The organism is Salinibacter sp. 10B, assembly GCF_002954405.1.
GTDB lineage: Bacteria > Bacteroidota > Rhodothermia > Rhodothermales > Salinibacteraceae > Salinibacter.
Window position 1 is genome coordinate 1 of record NZ_MQWC01000005.1, and the last position, 17,548, is coordinate 17,548.

Annotated in this window: 24 protein-coding genes; 22 read left to right on the forward strand and 2 right to left on the reverse strand. The window is 56.1% G+C overall.

The features are described 5' to 3' along the window. The 16 genes from BSZ35_RS17625 to BSZ35_RS17700 all read left to right on the forward strand — a co-directional run. Nucleotides 1-235: nucleotidyltransferase domain-containing protein (locus BSZ35_RS17625; protein ID WP_181149421.1), on the forward strand; the 235-nt coding region annotated here is incomplete at its 5' end. Beyond that, complete coding sequence (locus tag BSZ35_RS17630; RefSeq protein WP_105013921.1) at nt 216-563, forward strand: DUF86 domain-containing protein; 348 nt, start codon at nt 216-218, stop codon at nt 561-563. The genes BSZ35_RS17625 and BSZ35_RS17630, both read left to right, overlap by 20 nt. 147 nt (nt 564-710) lie before the next feature. After that, the gene (locus BSZ35_RS17635) at nt 711-1,106 is read left to right on the forward strand and encodes a hypothetical protein (RefSeq protein WP_105013922.1); all 396 of its coding nucleotides are present in this window, start codon (nt 711-713) and stop codon (nt 1,104-1,106) included. Nucleotides 1,107-1,135: 29 nt separating this feature from the next. Next, complete coding sequence (locus tag BSZ35_RS17640) at nt 1,136-2,560, forward strand: alpha/beta fold hydrolase (protein WP_105013923.1); 1,425 nt, start codon at nt 1,136-1,138, stop codon at nt 2,558-2,560. A 308-nt stretch (nt 2,561-2,868) separates the two neighbouring features. Further along, a complete protein-coding gene (locus BSZ35_RS17645) occupies nt 2,869-3,957 on the forward strand; it encodes a hypothetical protein (protein WP_105013924.1) in 1,089 nt (362 codons plus the stop codon). Nucleotides 3,958-4,297: 340 nt separating this feature from the next. Then, nucleotides 4,298-5,203: a hypothetical protein gene (locus BSZ35_RS17650; RefSeq protein WP_146110156.1), complete on the forward strand. Its 906-nt coding sequence runs from the start codon at nt 4,298-4,300 to the stop codon at nt 5,201-5,203. 230 nt (nt 5,204-5,433) lie between these two features. Then, entirely contained in the window at nt 5,434-5,661 is a 228-nt protein-coding gene (locus BSZ35_RS17655) for a DUF433 domain-containing protein (protein WP_105013926.1), read from the forward strand. Beyond that, entirely contained in the window at nt 5,658-5,984 is a 327-nt protein-coding gene (locus BSZ35_RS17660) for a DUF5615 family PIN-like protein (protein WP_105013927.1), read from the forward strand. The genes BSZ35_RS17655 and BSZ35_RS17660 overlap by 4 nt, the downstream gene beginning before the upstream one ends. Nucleotides 5,985-6,210: 226 nt before the next feature. Beyond that, nucleotides 6,211-6,525, forward strand: coding sequence for a nucleotidyltransferase family protein (locus tag BSZ35_RS17665; protein ID WP_105013928.1), 315 nt, complete (start codon nt 6,211-6,213; stop codon nt 6,523-6,525). Continuing rightward, nucleotides 6,506-6,853: a DUF86 domain-containing protein gene (locus BSZ35_RS17670; RefSeq protein ID WP_105013921.1), complete on the forward strand. Its 348-nt coding sequence runs from the start codon at nt 6,506-6,508 to the stop codon at nt 6,851-6,853. The genes BSZ35_RS17665 and BSZ35_RS17670 overlap by 20 nt, the downstream gene beginning before the upstream one ends. A 192-nt stretch (nt 6,854-7,045) precedes the next feature. Next, nucleotides 7,046-7,270, forward strand: a complete 225-nt coding sequence (locus BSZ35_RS17675) for a DUF2281 domain-containing protein (RefSeq protein ID WP_105013929.1) — start codon at nt 7,046-7,048, stop codon at nt 7,268-7,270. Between the two features lie 137 nt (nt 7,271-7,407). Continuing rightward, nucleotides 7,408-7,677, forward strand: coding sequence for a type II toxin-antitoxin system PemK/MazF family toxin (locus BSZ35_RS17680; protein WP_219846693.1), 270 nt, complete (start codon nt 7,408-7,410; stop codon nt 7,675-7,677). A 366-nt stretch (nt 7,678-8,043) separates the two neighbouring features. Further along, nucleotides 8,044-8,265, forward strand: coding sequence for a DUF433 domain-containing protein (locus BSZ35_RS17685; protein ID WP_103038199.1), 222 nt, complete (start codon nt 8,044-8,046; stop codon nt 8,263-8,265). Next, entirely contained in the window at nt 8,262-8,606 is a 345-nt protein-coding gene (locus tag BSZ35_RS17690; RefSeq protein ID WP_105013930.1) for a DUF5615 family PIN-like protein, read from the forward strand. Before BSZ35_RS17685 ends, BSZ35_RS17690 begins: the two co-directional genes overlap by 4 nt. A 267-nt stretch (nt 8,607-8,873) precedes the next feature. Continuing rightward, entirely contained in the window at nt 8,874-9,182 is a 309-nt protein-coding gene (locus BSZ35_RS17695) for a DUF433 domain-containing protein (RefSeq protein ID WP_105013931.1), read from the forward strand. Further along, a complete protein-coding gene (locus BSZ35_RS17700; protein ID WP_105013932.1) occupies nt 9,182-9,511 on the forward strand; it encodes a DUF5615 family PIN-like protein in 330 nt (109 codons plus the stop codon). The genes BSZ35_RS17695 and BSZ35_RS17700 overlap by 1 nt, the downstream gene beginning before the upstream one ends. A 29-nt stretch (nt 9,512-9,540) precedes the next feature. On the opposite strand, the gene BSZ35_RS20245 is transcribed toward BSZ35_RS17700, so the two are convergent. Next, entirely contained in the window at nt 9,541-10,062 is a 522-nt protein-coding gene (locus BSZ35_RS20245; RefSeq protein ID WP_105013933.1) for a transposase, read from the reverse strand. A gap of 177 nt (nt 10,063-10,239) precedes the next feature. Next, on the reverse strand, nt 10,240-10,395 hold the full coding sequence (locus BSZ35_RS19625; protein WP_181149423.1) for a hypothetical protein: 156 nt from the start codon (nt 10,393-10,395) through the stop codon (nt 10,240-10,242). 647 nt (nt 10,396-11,042) lie between these two features. Between BSZ35_RS19625 and BSZ35_RS17710 the strand changes: the two genes are divergently transcribed. The 6 genes from BSZ35_RS17710 (at nt 11,043) to BSZ35_RS17735 (ending at nt 17,541) form a co-directional block, all read left to right on the forward strand. Continuing rightward, entirely contained in the window at nt 11,043-11,483 is a 441-nt protein-coding gene (locus BSZ35_RS17710; RefSeq protein WP_105013934.1) for a hypothetical protein, read from the forward strand. A 660-nt stretch (nt 11,484-12,143) separates the two neighbouring features. Beyond that, the gene (locus BSZ35_RS17715) at nt 12,144-12,413 is read left to right on the forward strand and encodes a hypothetical protein (protein ID WP_105013935.1); all 270 of its coding nucleotides are present in this window, start codon (nt 12,144-12,146) and stop codon (nt 12,411-12,413) included. A gap of 285 nt (nt 12,414-12,698) precedes the next feature. Then, complete coding sequence (locus tag BSZ35_RS17720) at nt 12,699-14,678, forward strand: hypothetical protein (RefSeq protein ID WP_105013936.1); 1,980 nt, start codon at nt 12,699-12,701, stop codon at nt 14,676-14,678. Nucleotides 14,679-15,116: 438 nt separating this feature from the next. Then, complete coding sequence (locus tag BSZ35_RS17725; protein ID WP_105013937.1) at nt 15,117-15,533, forward strand: MarR family transcriptional regulator; 417 nt, start codon at nt 15,117-15,119, stop codon at nt 15,531-15,533. Nucleotides 15,534-15,573: 40 nt separating this feature from the next. Further along, nucleotides 15,574-16,551, forward strand: a complete 978-nt coding sequence (locus BSZ35_RS17730) for a ring-cleaving dioxygenase (RefSeq protein ID WP_105013938.1) — start codon at nt 15,574-15,576, stop codon at nt 16,549-16,551. 48 nt (nt 16,552-16,599) lie between these two features. Continuing rightward, a complete protein-coding gene (locus BSZ35_RS17735) occupies nt 16,600-17,541 on the forward strand; it encodes a DUF5996 family protein (RefSeq protein WP_105013939.1) in 942 nt (313 codons plus the stop codon). Nucleotides 17,542-17,548 lie beyond the last annotated feature (7 nt).

Genomic DNA, 17,548 nt, shown 5'->3' on the forward strand with positions numbered 1-17,548 from the left:
GCGCGTTGGCTTGTTTGGATCGTTTCAACGAGACGAGCCCAGTGCTGAGAGTGATGTCGATCTCCTAGTCGAGTTTGTACAGGGAGAAAAGTCGTTCGACAACTTTATGGCCGTCTCTTTTCTTCTGGAAGAAGAGTTTGAACGTCCAGTCGAGTTGGTGACGCCCGAGGCACTCAGTCCTCACATCGGTCCACACATCCTGCAGAACGTCGAATATGTCGAGGTCGGAGACTGAGTATCTTCGTCACATCGAGGACGAAGCACATTATTTAGCGGAAACCAGTCGCGAGGTCAGCTGGGCCGAGTTCGCCGACGACGAGACCCTAAAGCGAGCATTTGTGCGGAGCATTGAGGTGATCGGAGAGGCTACAAAGAACCTCCCAACGGATATCCGAGATCGGTACCCGGAGGTCGATTGGCGAGCGATGGCAGGAATGCGTGATCAGTTGATTCATGGCTACTTCGGTGTGGACTACGAGATCGTTTGGGAGGTGGCAACCGAAAAGGCTCCAGTATTGAGAGAGGAGATCGGTGCCATTCTCGAAAAGGAGGACGCAGCATAACCCACATTGCAGCCGACGACGGGCCGATGCCATTTTTTAACATTGGCGGTTCCAGTGCTCTGTTCATCCGTTTCGGGGCCCGTCGCGGCTGAATTTCCTCGTTATGTGCACCCACCTCCGATTCCTCTCGCATCGGATCATGGTACGATGCTTCAAAATCTGTCCGCTGAGGAAACCACAATTCTAGCGACCTACTCGAACCGTCAAGACGCGGAGGTCGCCAAGGCCCGGTTGGCCGAACGTGAGATTGACGCCTTCATCGTGGCCGACGATGTCCACCCTCCGTTCCAACTCACCGAAGGGGTGAAGCTTCGTGTCTTAGAGGGAGAGGCAGACCGGGCTCACCACGTTCTCGAAGAAAAGACGGAGGTTTCCCCGGAGTACGGGGTCACCACGGAGATGCCTTCCGAATCCGTCCAGGAGGAGCAAAGCGAATTGACGTTTGGCAGTGGTGGGCTTGTGCAGGCGACCGCCTGGACGTACGTTGCGGCGTTTCTCTTCATGGTGGCGATTATTCTGACCGGACTTCTCGTCGGTCTGTAGCGACAAGGTACAACATTCGGCGCAGCGCGATGCGAACTTCTTCCCTATTTTCGTTTCGGGTCCTTCTTTGCCTCACCGGTCTATTCCCCACAACTGCCCTTCCTGCACCCGCGCAGGAGACGAGTTCTGATACGACGATCGTTGGCGAATGGTCGGCCGAGGAATCATACTTCCGCCCCGTGATCCGCCTTGAGCGTGCTGCCAACGGGTCGCTGGTCGCTTTCCTGGCTGGCAATGCTGAGAAAAAGGGGACCCCTTTTTCCAAGACTCGTCTCCGCGGGGATAGCCTTTTCCTTGAGTCCGATCGGATGAGTGTTCAGTTTCGGGGCGTCCTGTTGGTGAAACAGCGGGTCATAAAGGGCAGGTGGAGCCAGGGGGAACGCTCGGCGACCCTCACCCTGACGCCTGTCGAGGAGGCCGCTGCCGATGAGAGCGCCCCTACGACTTCGTCTCGTCCCCAGCATCCCGAGAAACCCTACCCCTATCGTACTGAAGAGGTCACGTTCAAAAGCGAGTCCGACGGCGTGACGCTCGCGGGAACCCTCTCTATGCCGGACAAGGAAGGCCCCCACCCCGCCGTGGTGCTGCTCCAGGGATCGGGGGACAACGGACGGGACTACGCCTATCGAGGTCATAAATTCTTCCTGGTTCTGGCCGACCACCTGACCCGCCACGGAATTGCCGTCCTGCGCTACGACCTGCGCGGTGTGGATGAATCGGAGGGACGCCTGTCGGGGGCGAGTCTTGAAGATCTTGCCCGTGACGCAGCGTCTGCTCTCCGCTTCCTGAAGGAGCGGCCGAGTATAGAGGCAGGGAGCGTCGGACTAGTCGGGCACAGCATGGGTGGGATGATCGCTCCCTGGATCCACGACCAATTCCAGGACGCGGCATTCCTCGCGCTGCTCGCCCCACTGAGCCTGCCCGGCCACCAAGTACTCTCACAGCAGAGGGCGCGGATCGCTGATGTCGCGGGCGCTTCGCCAGCTGAAGTCGATTCCATCCGCAAGCAGTCGCGATGGATCTTCGAGATTCTTCGTTCCGACCGAGATTCTGCGGACGTGGCGTCGCAGCTCCGGCCGATTTTTAGGAATGGTGGCGCCCAAAACGATCGGCTCCAATTGAAGGTCGAGGCCAACACTTCTCCGTGGTTTCGGGATTTTGCCCGCTATGATCCGCGACCCGCGCTCCGACAGGTTGAGGTGCCAATCCTGGTGTTGTTTGGAGGGGAAGACCTGCTGGTGCCCCCTCAGCAAAACGCGGCCCCGATGCGTGCTGCGCTTGCGGACAGCCGGTCTAACCGCGTGTCGGTTCGCGTACTGGAGGGGCTAAACCACCGGATGCAACCGACGAAAACAGAACGGGCCAGCGAGACGGCAGAGATTGAGACGACCATCGCGCCGGAGGTTCTGGAGCAACTCACCAAGTGGATTCGAGACAGGGTTGGATTCGAGTAGACCTGTGACACGATAGACTGGGCACATAACACGACTGCTGCACCTGAACCCGGGCTGTTGCCGTTTCCCTTGCGCTGTCGCTAATGCGGTTCGCTTTTGCCGAGCGGAAGTGACTACGCGAACGGATGGAAAACTGATCGGACATAGTCGTTCTATCGGGGTAGATTAGAGCAAACCTTTTCCCGTGCCCGGGTCAGGTGAGCGTTCTCGTTATGCGTACCCGACGCATCGACGGCGTGACCGCTGAAGTTTACCGGTAGATAGCCAGTACTACGAATTTCTTAGATCAGTTAATCTTATAGTCAGTTATGATGGCGTTTGTCGTTTTAATAAATTTGATATTCTGGGGGGGCGTGTTGTACTGGCTTTACAAAAGAACTGTCGAGCCTACTGTCAAAAAGTACAGAGATGCATCAGAAGGAGTCGAAATAGCTCGGAAGTTTGGCGGTGTCGAGAAAATTTATGACAAGCAGGTGTCTTTCTTTAAGGAATCAGGATTCCGAATTGTATCATCATATAATAAAATAATCGAACTTGAGAAGAAAGAGGAGAACACAGTTTCGGAAATTAAGATGGAACCTTCCAGTACTGAAGAAGCTGCTGTTAAATTTTCCTCAACTCATATAGATGGAGAAACAATAGAGTTCGAGTTGAACACAGACAGAAGAGATGAGAACCTTCAAAAATTATATAAAAGTCTTTGCAAAGAATATTTATACAAGTATGCAGATAATAACAGATCAAATAATTGGGGAACCAAAAAAGACTTTATTATAGAGGAAAGCCTGAGCAGGAAAAAGATATATTCGTTGAGATGGGAAAATATTGCTAATAAAATTAGAGGAGATAATGATAGGGCAAGCAAATTTAAAATAAGAGTAATAGAGGACTGGCTTGTGGAGTTTATGGTATACCCACAGAGATTTTTTGAGAATGCACGTTATTTGGCATCTGGGGGTTATTCTGATGGTTTTTTTACAATCGACAAGAACGTGAGCAAATCCATCGAGGATTTTGTATGGGAGGCCTCTGAGCATGAGCATGTCCGGCTTCCTTTCTGGTTCATTTCTGCCCTTCCTGGCCTCTCTTTACAACTTGCAAAGGAAGAAACTGATCAAATTTTCGGATCTGACAACTCCGACCAAGAGACAGATTTTCAAGAAGAGTTACTTGATTCAGAATTAACCAAAAGAACTAAAGATATAATGTCCAAAACAAGCGGTAAAAGCTTTGATTTAAAAGAAGAGGGAGGAGGAGTATTGGGGCCTGGCGAATGCAAATCGATGCTAGAAAAGCATAAATCAAGCATAAGTTTTGATTCGTCTATCACGTTTCAAAATATATGGGGCAAAAACCCAAATGCAGAACAGAAATTTAGAGATGCATATTTATTATGACAGATTCTGATTGTGATGAATGTTGTACGCATAACAAATCACTGTAGATGACGAGGGGCCAGTGCCAGTTTCGGGCGAATTTATAGAGCAGTTAGTCCTCGTTAATCGAAAGCAAACAAGCAGACTAAGAGAAATTTTTTACCATCCGCTTCGGTTGCCGATGAGCCGATTTCCTGATGTCTTCCCGGCCCCTCGCAAGCTAAGTTTGTCCGTTATACCTACTCCGATCATGATCCGCGTCGTCAGGCTTATTCTTGTGGCGCTCACTGTCACATTCGTAACCACCAGTTGCGATGTCCTGGAAGACGGACCGAGACCGACTCTAAAACAGCCGGTTGAGATGCCCATACGGTATGATGCCCATCGCTTTTTAGTGACACCTGTGTCCCCGGCAGGGGATACCCTCAGCTTTATTGCAGACACAGGAGGAAACTTCACCTGGATCTTCGAGGAGAAGGCGCGAGAACTCGGGCTTTCGGAGGTGAATTATGAGACGAAAGGAGCATATTCCGGAGTCTCTGAGGAATTTAGCGTGATTGAGTCCCCAAACTTTCGGGAGGAGACTCGTCTTCCGCCTCCGGTCTACCAGAACAGTCACTACGTTTCAGTGCCGATGGAGTGGAATTATCGGCACGGACGGAAGTACATCGAAGCGCTTTACCGCGGTGTGGATGGAGGTGTCCTGGGAAATTCGTGGTTTGCCACACGCACCTGGCGATTTGATTACGCGGCTCAGCAGCTTGTCTGGAAGGAGGACGGAGCGCTCCCTGAGGGTTGTCCAGAACACCGGGTAGAGCTAACTCCTGTCCATGGCGAACGCGGCGCGCCGGCTAGTGGCCTCATGACGCTGCCGATCGTGGTGGCAGGCGACACAGTAACAGTCCTGCTCGACACGGGGGCGACCGTTGTGCTAACCGAATCGGCCAGTCGGAAGGTTGGGGATAGTGGATCAACAGTCCGGGCAGGATTCCATCTCGGCCCGGATCTATATCGGGAGTGGCGTGACGAGCACCCGGAATGGGAACGCATTGAAGGCGGAAGCGGAACCGACGGCGATTACGATTTGATCAGAGTCCCGGAAATGAAGGTGGGAGGCCACGAGATCGGCCCAGTTTGGCTCAACGAGGCTGCAATGGAATTTGACCGATACAACGGAGCCCAGGCTGCAATGGGTGGGGCAGCCCTCAAATACTTCGACGCCGTGACAGTAGACTTCAAGAGCGGGGTTGCGGTTTTCGAACGTTAGCCCGGATCGCACCCAGACGAAAGATGGAACGTGGGTATAACCATCACTGCAGCCGACGCTGGGCAGATGCTATCTTCCCTCAATAGTGTCTCGGTGCCGTTCTCAGAAGATGAGAAGAGCAGCGCGGCTGAGTTGGTTCGTTATGGTGCCCGAACCTACTCCCTGAATCATCTGGGGTTGGATGAGCGTCTCATTTCCACGGCTTTGATCCAAAAACACGTGGGATAGCTATGGAACGCGAGCAAATCTTCCATCGCGACCCGGAAATTCTCGGGGGAACGCCCGTCTTCGTGGGTACGCGCGTGCCGGTTGACTCCCTCGTTCAGCATCTGAAGCATGGGAAGCGCCTGGAGGAATTTCTGGATGACTTTCCCTCCGTGCGTCGGGAGCAGGCGGAGGCATTTTTAGACCTTGCTGAGACCGAACTCCTGCGCGAAGACCGTTCCGCACCGGCATGAACGTCCTTCTCGATGAGAACATTCCTCGGAAGTTGCAGTGGCGGTTGAAGGAGCGAGGGATCGAGGTGGTGACTGTTCCTGATCGCGGATGGGCGGGCGTCACCAATGGGGAACTCCTGAGCCGGGCGGACGGGGAGTTCGACGCACTTCTGACGATGGATCAGGGAATCGAGTATCAGCAGAACATTCAGGACCGTTCGCTGGGGGTTGTGACAATCGTAGCTCCGGACAACGAGTATGAGACGCTTCTTCCCCTTGTCCCGCGTATTGAGTCGGCCCTACAGGAGTTGGAAGCAGGAAGGGTTGTGTCTGTGACGCCATAACCCCCGCTAGAGCTGACGGAGGGCTCGTGCCGTCATGGGTCGAGGTCTGTTGGATGGGGGTGCCTTTGATAATCAGAAGTGGCAATGCAGACGGCTGATGACTTCGTCCGGCGCCGTTTTTTCTGTCTTTGAACGCTCCGGTTGAGGTTTTCCCGCCCTCCGCACCTCAGCTACCACGTTATGCTCCGCAGCAACATCCGCGGTTGCTGGCGGTTTTTAGAATACTATGGCTACAGTTCAGACCCGAAAAGACTTACTAGAGCGTCTGCGACACCACAGAGACGATCTACGTCGGCTCGGCGTTCAGCGCGTTGGCTTGTTTGGATCGTTTCAACGAGACGAGCCCAGTGCTGAGAGTGATGTCGATCTCCTAGTCGAGTTTGTACAGGGAGAAAAGTCGTTCGACAACTTTATGGCCGTCTCTTTTCTTCTGGAAGAAGAGTTTGAACGTCCAGTCGAGTTGGTGACGCCCGAGGCACTCAGTCCTCACATCGGTCCACACATCCTGCAGAACGTCGAATATGTCGAGGTCGGAGACTGAGTATCTTCGTCACATCGAGGACGAAGCACATTATTTAGCGGAAACCAGTCGCGAGGTCAGCTGGGCCGAGTTCGCCGACGACGAGACCCTAAAGCGAGCATTTGTGCGGAGCATTGAGGTGATCGGAGAGGCTACAAAGAACCTCCCAACGGATATCCGAGATCGGTACCCGGAGGTCGATTGGCGAGCGATGGCAGGAATGCGTGATCAGTTGATTCATGGCTACTTCGGTGTGGACTACGAGATCGTTTGGGAGGTGGCAACCGAAAAGGCTCCAGTATTGAGAGAGGAGATCGGTGCCATTCTCGAAAAGGAGGACGCAGCATAACCCACATTGCAGCCGACGACGGGCCGATGCCATTTTTTAACATTGGCGGTTCCAGTGCTCTGTTCATCCGTTTCGGGGCCCGTCGCGGCTGAATTTCCTCGTTATGCGGCCTACAGGAAGTGTCCTGAACCGAAGTTCACGTCGGCGTAAGGACTATTGAATTCAAATACTCCCATATCCTCCGCTCGGACCATGAATGTTGCCGAGAGAATCAACAAGCAGGTTCAGCGTCTTCCGGAGCAAACGCAGGCTGAGGTACTTGACTTTGTAGAATATCTACTCACAAAAACGGAGCGCGTGCAGGCTCGCGAAGAGGACCAGCAATGGACGCAGTTTTCTCTAGCTTCTGCAATGCGGGGAATCGAGGAAGAGACGGAGCCTGAGTATACAGAAGGAGATCTCGAAGAGCGGTTCTGAGGAATTATCTCAAAAGATATCAGCACGTTCGCCCCCCCTTTGTCTCTGTCCTCCAGATCCACAAACCATACTTTTCTGAGGGATCTCGGATGGTTTCTCAAGATGGCTGGTTCGTGTTGAGATAATTCCTATTCGTCGTGAAAGAACCTGGTGAGATCGTTCTGTTTCGGTTTCCCCGTACGGGTTTGGCGGAGGGCAAGCTTCGCCCGGCTCTGCTGATAAGCAAAGCTCCTGGTCCGTACGACGACTGGCTGATCTGCATGATCTCTTCGCAGCTCCACCAGCAGATCGAGGGATTCGACGAGTTGATTGAGGAAGGGGACGGTGACTTTCAGCAATCGGGGCTTAAGAAGACGAGTGTCGCTCGAATCAGCCGACTGGCGGTTGTGGAGGGAAAAAATCCTTGAGGGAAGAATTGGGAGGATCAGTTCTCGTCGGATGCAGCGGATTCGGAGGCGTCTCGCGGAATGGATTGGAAAAGACAAGAGAGACTGAGTGGGGTAGTCGTGGCCGCATAACACGCCCGCTAGAGGTGACGGAGGACTCCTGCCGTCATCGATCGAGGTCAGTTAGGCGGGTTCAACTCTGCTGGTTGCAAGTGGCAAGGTCGGAGAATGGAAACTCCGTCCGTCGTTTTTATTTTTCTCGTCTTGCACTTCTGTTGACGGTTTCCCGCCCTCCGCACCTCAGCTTCCACGTTATCGCGCTCCGGAAGCATTCCCGCTCTTGGTCCGTTGATTGATAAACCGTAAATCCATTAATTTCGCCGAACCATGGATTGGAAAGAACGAATCACGATTGATCCAGATCAGTGCGGAGGGCGACCCTGTATTCGGGGGATGCGAATCCGCGTCATTGATGTGCTGGACTTACTGGCGGCAGGTCTTTCGCATGAGCAGATTCTGGAAGAGATGCCCGACCTGGAAGAAGAGGATATTGAGGCATCGCTTCGCTACGCTAGTCGTCGGATTGATCATCCCGTTTTAGCGGCATGACCGAGGTTTGGATTGACGCGCAGCTTTCTCCCGCCCTGGCGGCGTGGACCAACCGCAAGTACGAGGAGATCGAAGCACAGTCTGTCCGCGCTGTCGGACTGCGGGATGCCGGGGACGAAGAGATCTATCGGGCAGCGAGAAAGGCGGAGGTCATAGTGATGACCAAGAACAGTGATTTTCTGAACCTGCTTGATCGACTTGGCCCGCCTCCGAAGGTGATTTGGGTCACCTGCGGGAATACGTCCAATAGACGGATGCGTCAAAGTCTCAATCAGACGCTTCCTTCGGCCGTCGATATGCTTGAAGGAGAAGAGGAAATCGTAGAGATTGGCGATCAATAGGAGCGCCATAACACGATCACTACACCTGAACCTGGGCTGTTGCCATTTTCAGACAGCCCAGGTAGAACAGGTCGCCTCTGCTGGCCGAGAGTGACGATGCAAACGAATGGACACCTCGTCGTACATTACAGTTCGAATGGCACCGGTTACAGCTGAACGGTTGCTTGCCCGGGTCAGGTGAGCGTCCACGTTATGGCGCGCTGTGCAACTGCTTCTGCTCGTCTCAGTTGATACAAGATCAATCCCAAGCGGAAACCCTCCACTCTCATGGCTACGAAGTCTCTCGATCAGCGGATCGTCCGGACACCGGACATCTGTGGCGGAAAGCCGCGCATTGCAGGGCACCGCATTACGGTCCAAAACATCGCCATCTGGCACGATCGCCTCGGTTGGAGCGCCGATGAAATCGCCTCCGAGTACGATTTGGAGCTGGCCGATATCTACGCGGCCCTTGCCTTCTACTTCGCTCATCGCGAGGAGATCGACCAGTCCATTCGGGAGGGAAAAGCCTTCGTCGAAGAGATGCGGCGCAAGACGCCGTCGAAGCTTGAGAAGAAGCTTCAGGGGAAGAAGTAATGGCTGCCGTTCGATACTATCTGGACGAGCACATTGCAGAGGCGGTAGCGACAGGGCCTCGAAATCGGGGGATTGACGTTCTCACGCTGAGCGGAGCTGGGATGCTGGGAGCCAGCGACAGAGAGCACTTCGCATACGCCTACGAGGAAGGAAGAGTACTCGTGACCTACGATGACGACTTCCTTCGGCTGGCTGACCAAACCGAGGAGCACGCGGGCGTCGCCTTTGCGCCACAGAGTCGGTCGATCGGAGAACTGGTTCGCGGTCTTACGGTAATCGCGGAGGAAATGGAAGCAGAAGAGGTGGAGGATCACGTCGAATTTCTGTAATTCTGATCCGTGCGCTCCATAACACGACCCTAAGTACATAACAAAAACGCAGTCGGACTTCGAAGAACCCGCAGGCAATCGAAGAATGCCTGTGGCTGTGGCTCTGGGGTTGTCAGAATGTTCTGAAGCCGGTCCAGCCCATATCGGAATAGACTTCTCTCCCTGCGTCCGTGTGTCTTGGTCGCGGGAGGTCCTTCACGCCGAGCGCGCCGGTTTCCAACAAGTCGCGTCCAGCTGAATGCCAGCGCTAGAAGACCGATCAGTCGCTCGATTCGGTTCGGCTCGGTCAGGTTGGTTGCTTCCAAGTCGAACCCGCGTGACTTGAGGGCGGCAAACATCGACTCGATTTCCCAACGGCGCCGGTAAAGATCGGTTGCTCCATCGAGATCGAGTCCCCATGTCCCAGAATCAAAAAAAGTAGCATCCGCGTCGCTGGAGCCGACATGCCGCATCACAACTCGGACTGGAACCGGGGAGTCTTCCTCGCCGAACAGATAGCGCTTTCCTTCCAAGATCCGCTTTGATCCAGGGCTGAGTAGGCGAGCAAACATCCGTGCCGGGAGTGCAGGACCTTCCTCACTGTCTCCAATCCGCCGATCCGACCGGAACCGTCATTCCATCGTGCCCGACTCCAACCGTAAGCACATTGACCGGTGTCTCCCCGAAAAGCCACTCCGTACGGTCAATTACGACTACGTACGGCGGGGCCTGCGGAAGTAAGTGCACCATTAGGCCTCCCAGTGCTGTTCAACATCGTACTCCGCCAAAAACCGTTGGATACGACGATAATTCGACTTCTGATGAACACCGGCTTTCAGGGCCAGGGCAATCTTCCACAGGTCTGTCGTCGTCAACTGAAGCAGTGCCGAGGTGAATCGCGCCATGAACTTGAGCCGGGCTCGGTACTACCCAAGGTGATTGGAGAGAACGTTCGTGATTGAGGCTACGTATCGCATGATCAACGGGACTGGCGCGTGGCACAGATCGCGGCTTGGTCGTCACGATCTGTATCGCCGGACGTCGGTCCCATTCACGTGTTTAGATCCGTCCCACTTTTGTCACGTACAGTGAACACGACCACTACACCTGAACCCGGGCTGCTGCCGCTTTCATGCGGCTACGGTAGAGCAGCTCGGCTTCGTTGACCGAGAGTGACGACGCGAGCAGATGGAAACTCCGGCGTACGTAGGACGGGTATCAGTTGAGATCGTATGTCTTTCCGTCCGGGTCAGGTGAACGAGTCCCTTATGCCGTGGGGCAACGTAACATATCGCCGGTTCGGAGCACTCAATAACGCGGTCTGACAAGGAGGGGGGGCTGAAAATAGCGGGCGGACGTCGGTTTCCAGCAGTCTCGTTTCTCGCGTCGTCTGCGTACGGTGCCCCGGACGCCGCCGTAGAGCTCGGTCTGGTATAGGGGGAGCTCACCATCAAGAGCGTGGACAATCTATCCCGGCGGGGGATTCCCGTGCGGGGCGCAGGGGGACTCTATCCGTTCCCCTATATATCAATCTATGGACTCGAATCCCCCTATGCCTCCATCACTGCTATTTACGTACACCGCTTGTGGGATTTTCTTTCTCACCGGTTTAATCACCGGCGTTTGGAAGTACTACCACATCCATTCATCGAAGGAAGCACAAGCACCGGTCTATGTAAATATTGCACATCGATCCTCGCTGATGTACAGTTTTGCCACGCTGGTTCTGGCCAAATTTGTAGAGCTAAGTCCCTATTCCGAGACGGTGACGTTCTGGTCGGCAGCAGGGCCCATTGTGTTTTTCGCTCTGGCGATTTCGACGTATGTGATTCATGGCGTTCTGAAAGACACCGATAATCAGTTCAAAAAGCCTCATACGCTGGGGGCATTCACACTTCCTAACTGGGTGATTATCACGTTTATGGTGGCGCTGATCATAGCTGAGATCGGAGGAGCTGGAATTTTGTTTGTGGGATTCTTGAGCACGCTCTGAGCCGACCGTGTACCTGCCGTCACACAATTCTAAATCGGGTGAACGACTCCGGGACAAGCAACGACTACAAGTGGCGGCATAACATCTTGGTCAAGACTGGAGGTAAAGCAGTTCAGACTCAATTGTCAGATACTCGTGCATAACCATTCATTGCAGCCGACGACGGGCTGCGGCCAGATTCCATCGATAGCGTCTCGGCTGCTCGATTCATAGCTTTTCCTGCCCATCGCGGCAGAGTTCTATCGTTATGCCGCACATGAGGCATTACCTCTCCTCTGCTGTGAGCGGCCTTTCAATGAGGGTTCAATAGATGCACCAAATACATTAGCTGCCATGAGCCAGTCCTTTAGATTGGATCTAGTCTTAAAGAGGGCCACCCACTTAATCACAATATTGACAATACTTTTTCTTGCTACATCTGGGGACACCGCAGCTCAAAAAAAGAGTCTGACACTGAAAGCTGGTTATCCGTTGACTATTGGAGATACATTCCTATCTGAGTATGACGGGGTTGTGGGAGGCGACCTTATCTACAACTACCCCCTCTCACAGCAGTTAATGTTTCGCCCTGCTGTAAGATACGGACGACTCAACTTAGACCGTACTGATGTGACAGCAAATCTATATTCGGTTAGAGCAGGATTTGGATACTATATTTCGATGACGCGCTCTTTGAGTGTGATTCCGGAAGCCGGGATTGGATATACCCGATTCAGCTTCCAAGCCTCAGAAGACGCTATGGGAACCAACAGCATTTCTACGTGGGTAGCACTCACCCCCACGCTGAGCGTTAGTCCCTCGGTCGACATTGGGGTTTCGTTCGGTTACAAGGCGTCCTTTCTAGAAGAGCCAGAGGAAGCACTGGATACGCCCTATAACCGCCAACTACATGCACTCATGTTTGAAGCAATTCTCACGTACGGGCTTTGAGTAAGAATCCAAAGGGGGACTCAAGGTTTTCCGAATATTTGCGGCATAACCTGTCCACTACACCTGAACCCGGGTTGGTGCCGTTTCCGTGTGCTGTTCATAGGGCAATTCGCTTCTGCAAAGCGGAGGTGACGACACGAGCGAATTGAAACGTGGTCGAAAGAAGTCATTCAGGCGGTATGGGTTAGGTCAGACTTATTACATCACTCCGGTCAGGTGAGCGTCCTCGGTTATGCTGCACCGCCCCGTGCCAGAGAACCCTCGATTTGAGCTGAGGACTCCCCGATGATACGAACTGCACTCAAGGTTATTGGCGGCATCCTTCTTCTCGCCGTGCTGGGCCTCGGGCTCTGGTGGCACATCAGCGGCCTTCACTTCCTTTACAGTCAATTTAGTCCCTCGACCGAGCAAATCATCGGCGATCAGGAGGTGCCCCGCTCGCTCCCGGACGCCGAGTGGCGGGCGGATCTTGACTCGCTCGAACAGATTCTCCAGCAGCGGCTCATCTATTTCGAGGATGCCTACGGTTTGCGCCGGTTGGCCCGGCAAGTCGACTCGCTGAAGCGCCTCGTGCCGACGCAGACCCGTGCGGAGCGGGTCCTGTCGGTGGCTCGCCTGCTGGACCTTTCGACTCCCGGCACCCGGCATACCACCCTGCCGTTTATCCAGCGGCCCATCAGCTGGAGACTTCTGCCGATGCGTATCTTTGAGTTTGACGACGGCTACTACATCGTCCATGCGGAGGAAGAAACCCTCATCGGGAACGAGGTGCTGGCCATTGGAGAGACCCCCGCTGACTCGGTCGCCGCGACTCTTGCACCCTGGGGCATCACGTCGTTTGCGGAGCCCCTTCGGGCGGTCGGCGTCGTCGAGCAAACCGATGAGATCCCCGTCCGGATGCAGACACCGAGCGGGCGCCAGGTGACTCGGGGCTTTGAGCCGAAGGGAGCCTGGTCCCTCTCGACTGTGCTCTACGAGAAAGGTCTGCAAGAGCCGGTGAAGGGGGAATGGTCTCCCGCGAACGCCCATCCGCGAGAGCGCAACTACTGGCTTTCCTACCGCGACTCGACCGATCTGCTTTACGTGCAGTTCAACCGCGTCCGAAACGCGTCTTCGGAGTGGACCATCGCAGATCTCGCCGACAGCATGCGCGTGATCGCCGACACGCGCCCGCTTGACAAGGTCGCTCTTGACCTGCGCAACAATGGTGGGGGGAACCACGACCTGGTTGAGCCAATCGTCGATCTGCTTGGCAGCCATCCCAAGATCGACCGGCCCGGGGCGCTCTACACCCTCCTTAGTCGCATGACCTTCTCCGCAGCCGGAACGCTTGCGCTGGAACTGGAGCGTCGGACGAAGACGATTTTCGTCGGCGAACCGGGAGCTTTCGCGCCGAACATGTGGGGCGACACCGTGCCGTTTGTGCTCCCCAACTCGAAGCTCGTCGGCAACGTGTCGTATCGGTACTGGCAGGCCAGCCTGCCGGATGATCCGCGCACGCAGCTTGTCCCCGAGATTCCGGTGCCGTTCACCTCTGATCAGCACTTTTCGGACACAGACTCGGCAATGATCGCCCTGCGGCGGCACGAGCCGGCCCCGCACGAATTGGTCTCGCTGACCGAATCAGAGCGAGCGTCCTTCACGGGCACCTACCGTCTTTCGCCAATTCACCGGGCGCAGGTCACCAACACCGGCGATGGGCTTCAAGTCGTCGTCGATCGAGGACGGTTGGCGTCCGGCCTCCACCCCTTCATGGAGTCGGACCTATACCCGCTTTCTTCGACTCATCTCGCCACTGACATTGCGGACGTCCGCGTGAGGCGCCGATCTGGCTCGAATGAACTGACTCTGGCTTGGAAAGACACGACCTACGTGCTCACGCCAGTCGACTCAACCTTTACGCTCCCAACGGAGGATCTCCGAGCCGGTCGGTACGAACAGGCCGCCAACCGGCTGCGCAGGGCCCGATCATCGGGCTTCAAGCTCGATAGCTGGATCACCACTGCACTGACAGCGCGGGCCGACACGCTCGAAGCGAGAGATGACCCGGAAGACGCGCTCCGCTACAACCGGCTCGCCGTGGAGCTTTTCCCGGAGTCCTGGAGGGTCTATTCCAGTCTTGCACACAACTACGAACTCCTTGGACAGACTGCTGCCGCGATCAGTGCCTACCGGCGATTCCGGGCGCTTGACCCGAGCCGGGCGGAGGCTGTAAACGAGCGGCTGCGTAAATTGGAACGTTCCGACGAGGGAAGAGAAGAGTAAGCTTTCAGTCGCCATTCAGAGGCGAAGAGGTGCAGAATAACCCCTATTGGAGCCGACGACGAGCTGTTGCCGTTTTCGAAGATTGGTGTCTTCCTGATTCTCTCCATACGTCTTGAAGCCCGTCGCGACTGAATGTTACCGTTATGCCTCATTGGGATTCATCTGCGAGTGAGATACGCATAAGAGTGTCCCTGGCTCTGCGCAGTGCACCTCGATGTCCACATACGCGGGTGCCGTTGACGGGAGACGGCTGCATCTTCGCAAGATCGAAGTGGGGGATTCCCTCCGACCCTGCAGTAACGGGAGCGCAGATGTCTTGGGAACAGGGGGAAAGGGTGTGGTTATAAACTTCGAATTCGAATAGTTGGAATCCGAAGTTATCTTAAGTTGTAAGCTGTGAACAGGAATACGCGCGCAGCGCTTCACTTATGGATTGCGATGAACCGCACCGCCGGCAGCATCCACGAGCACCTGCGTCGTCAGGTGGAGGCGCATGACCTCACCCTGACGGAGTTTGGGGTGCTCGAAGCGCTCCTCCACAAGGGACCGCTCACCCACAGCGAGATTGCAGACCGAGTGCTCCTTGCCAGCAGTAGCATCACCTATGTTATTGACAAGCTTGAGGACCGCGGCCTCCTTTGGCGGCGCCAATCGGAGGAAGATCGTCGCGTGAAGCTCGCAGAGCTGACCTCAGAAGGTCGAGCGAAAATCGAAGCCGCATTCTCCGAGCACGCTGCGCTCCTCGACGACCTTATGGCAGAGCTCAGCCTGGAGGAGAAGCGCAAGACAGCATCGGCACTCCGTCGTGTGGGCCGCTGCGCAAACGAGTTCGATACGGCGTCTTCTTCCGACTGACGAATTCGTCGCTTTCCCCGTCCCAACCCAGCAACAGATCATGAACACGGCAGAACCCCGACCCACCGTCCACGGCCTACACCACGTTACGGCCATAGCGGGCGACCCGCAGGAGAACGTCGACTTCTACACCCGCGTGCTGGGCATGCGTCTGGTCAAGAAGAGCGTGAACCAGGATGCACCGGATACCTATCACCTCTTCTACGCCGACGGCGTCGGGTCGCCGGGCACGGACCTCACGTTCTTTCCGTGGCCGGACCTCCCGAAGGCCCGCCCCCGCGCTGGTCAGATCGTGGAGGTTCCCTTCGCCGTACCGCAGGGCAGCCTCGCTTACTGGCAGGAGCGGCTTACGGAGAACGACGTGACGATTCAGGACGAAGAAATGCGCTTCGGCGAGCGGACACTGCCGTTCGAAGATCCGCACGGCCTGCGGCTGGCCCTCGTTGAGACTGACGATGACCGGGAATTTGAGCCCTGGACGCACAGTCCGGTGCCGGCGGAGCATCAGGTGCGCGGCATGCATGCGGTGCGGCTCTGGGAGCATGAATTGGGGCCGACCGAGACGCTCTTAACTGAGGTGATGGGTTTTGAAAAGATCGGCGAGGACGACGACTGGCACCGCTACGGCGTGGAGGACAGCGGCTCTGGAACGCTTGCCGAGGTGAAGGTGGTGGACCAGCATCCCCGAACGAGCAATCGGGTTGGCGGGACCGGCGCGGTGCACCACGCGGCCTGGCGGATGCGCGATTCGGAGGAAGAACTGGAGCTGCGTGACTTCATCGGGCGAGTTGGCCTCCAGCCCTCGCCACAGATCGACCGGCACTGGTTCAAGTCGGTCTACTTCCGCGAGCCAGGGGGCGTCCTCTTTGAATTGGCGACCGACGGGCCGGGCTTTACGGTGGACGAGGACCGGGAAAATCTGGGCACCTCGCTCGTGCTGCCGCCGTCGATGGAGGATCAGCGCGAGGAGATCGAAGCAAACCTCCCGCCGCTCGACACGCCTCAGCTGCAGGCATAACCGACGGCCCATTCCGATTCGACTCCCAAATACGCGACAACTCGGACCATGCAAACCACTTCGCAGGACCGCTTCGCTCCCTGGCCGGAGCTACCGCCACTCGACGATTGGCAGGACACCTTAGAGACCGTCCACATGTGGACGCAGATCGTCGGCAAGATTCGGCTGGAGCAGGCCCCGTGGATCAACCACTCGTGGGGCTCGGTGCTCTACGTCACGACGCGGGGGCTTACCACCTCTCCCATTCCGTACGAGAAGAGCACCTTTGCCATCGATTTCGATTTCGTCGATCACGCGCTGCGCATTCACACCTCGCCAGGACAAGAGCGCACCTTCGACCTGAAGCCGATGTCGGTGGCGGACTTCTACGAGAGAACGATGCGGGCGCTCGGGGATCTCGGCATCGAGGTAGAAATCTATCCGAAGCCGGTGGAGGTCCCCGACCCCATTCAGCCGTTCCCCGAGGACGAGTCGCACGCGAGCTACGAGGCCGACGCCGTGCACCGCTTCTGGCGCGCGCTCGTGCAAGCCGACCGCGTGTTCAAAGACTTTCGCGCTCGGTTCATCGGCAAGGTGAGCCCGGTCCACTTCTTCTGGGGCGCGTTCGATCTGGCCGTGACCCGCTTCTCCGGGCGGGACGCGCCGCGGCATCCGGGCGGCGTGCCCAACTGCGCCGACTGGGTAATGGAGGAAGCCTACTCGAAGGAGCTTTCCAGCGCAGGCTTCTGGCCGGGGACGGGGCTGGGCGAGGCGGCCTTCTACTCCTACGTCTACCCCGAACCGGATGGCTACCGCGAGCGGGACGTGCAGCCAAACGCGGCATACTACCTCGACGAGATGGGCGAGTACGTTCTTCCGTACGAGGCCGTGCGCACCGCGGACGATCCGGACGCCTTCCTGCTGGACTTTCTCCAGAGTACCTACGCGGCGGCTGCTGACCTCGGGGCTTGGGACCGCGACGCACTGGAGGGGGAGCCCACTCCGGCGTGACGCACAC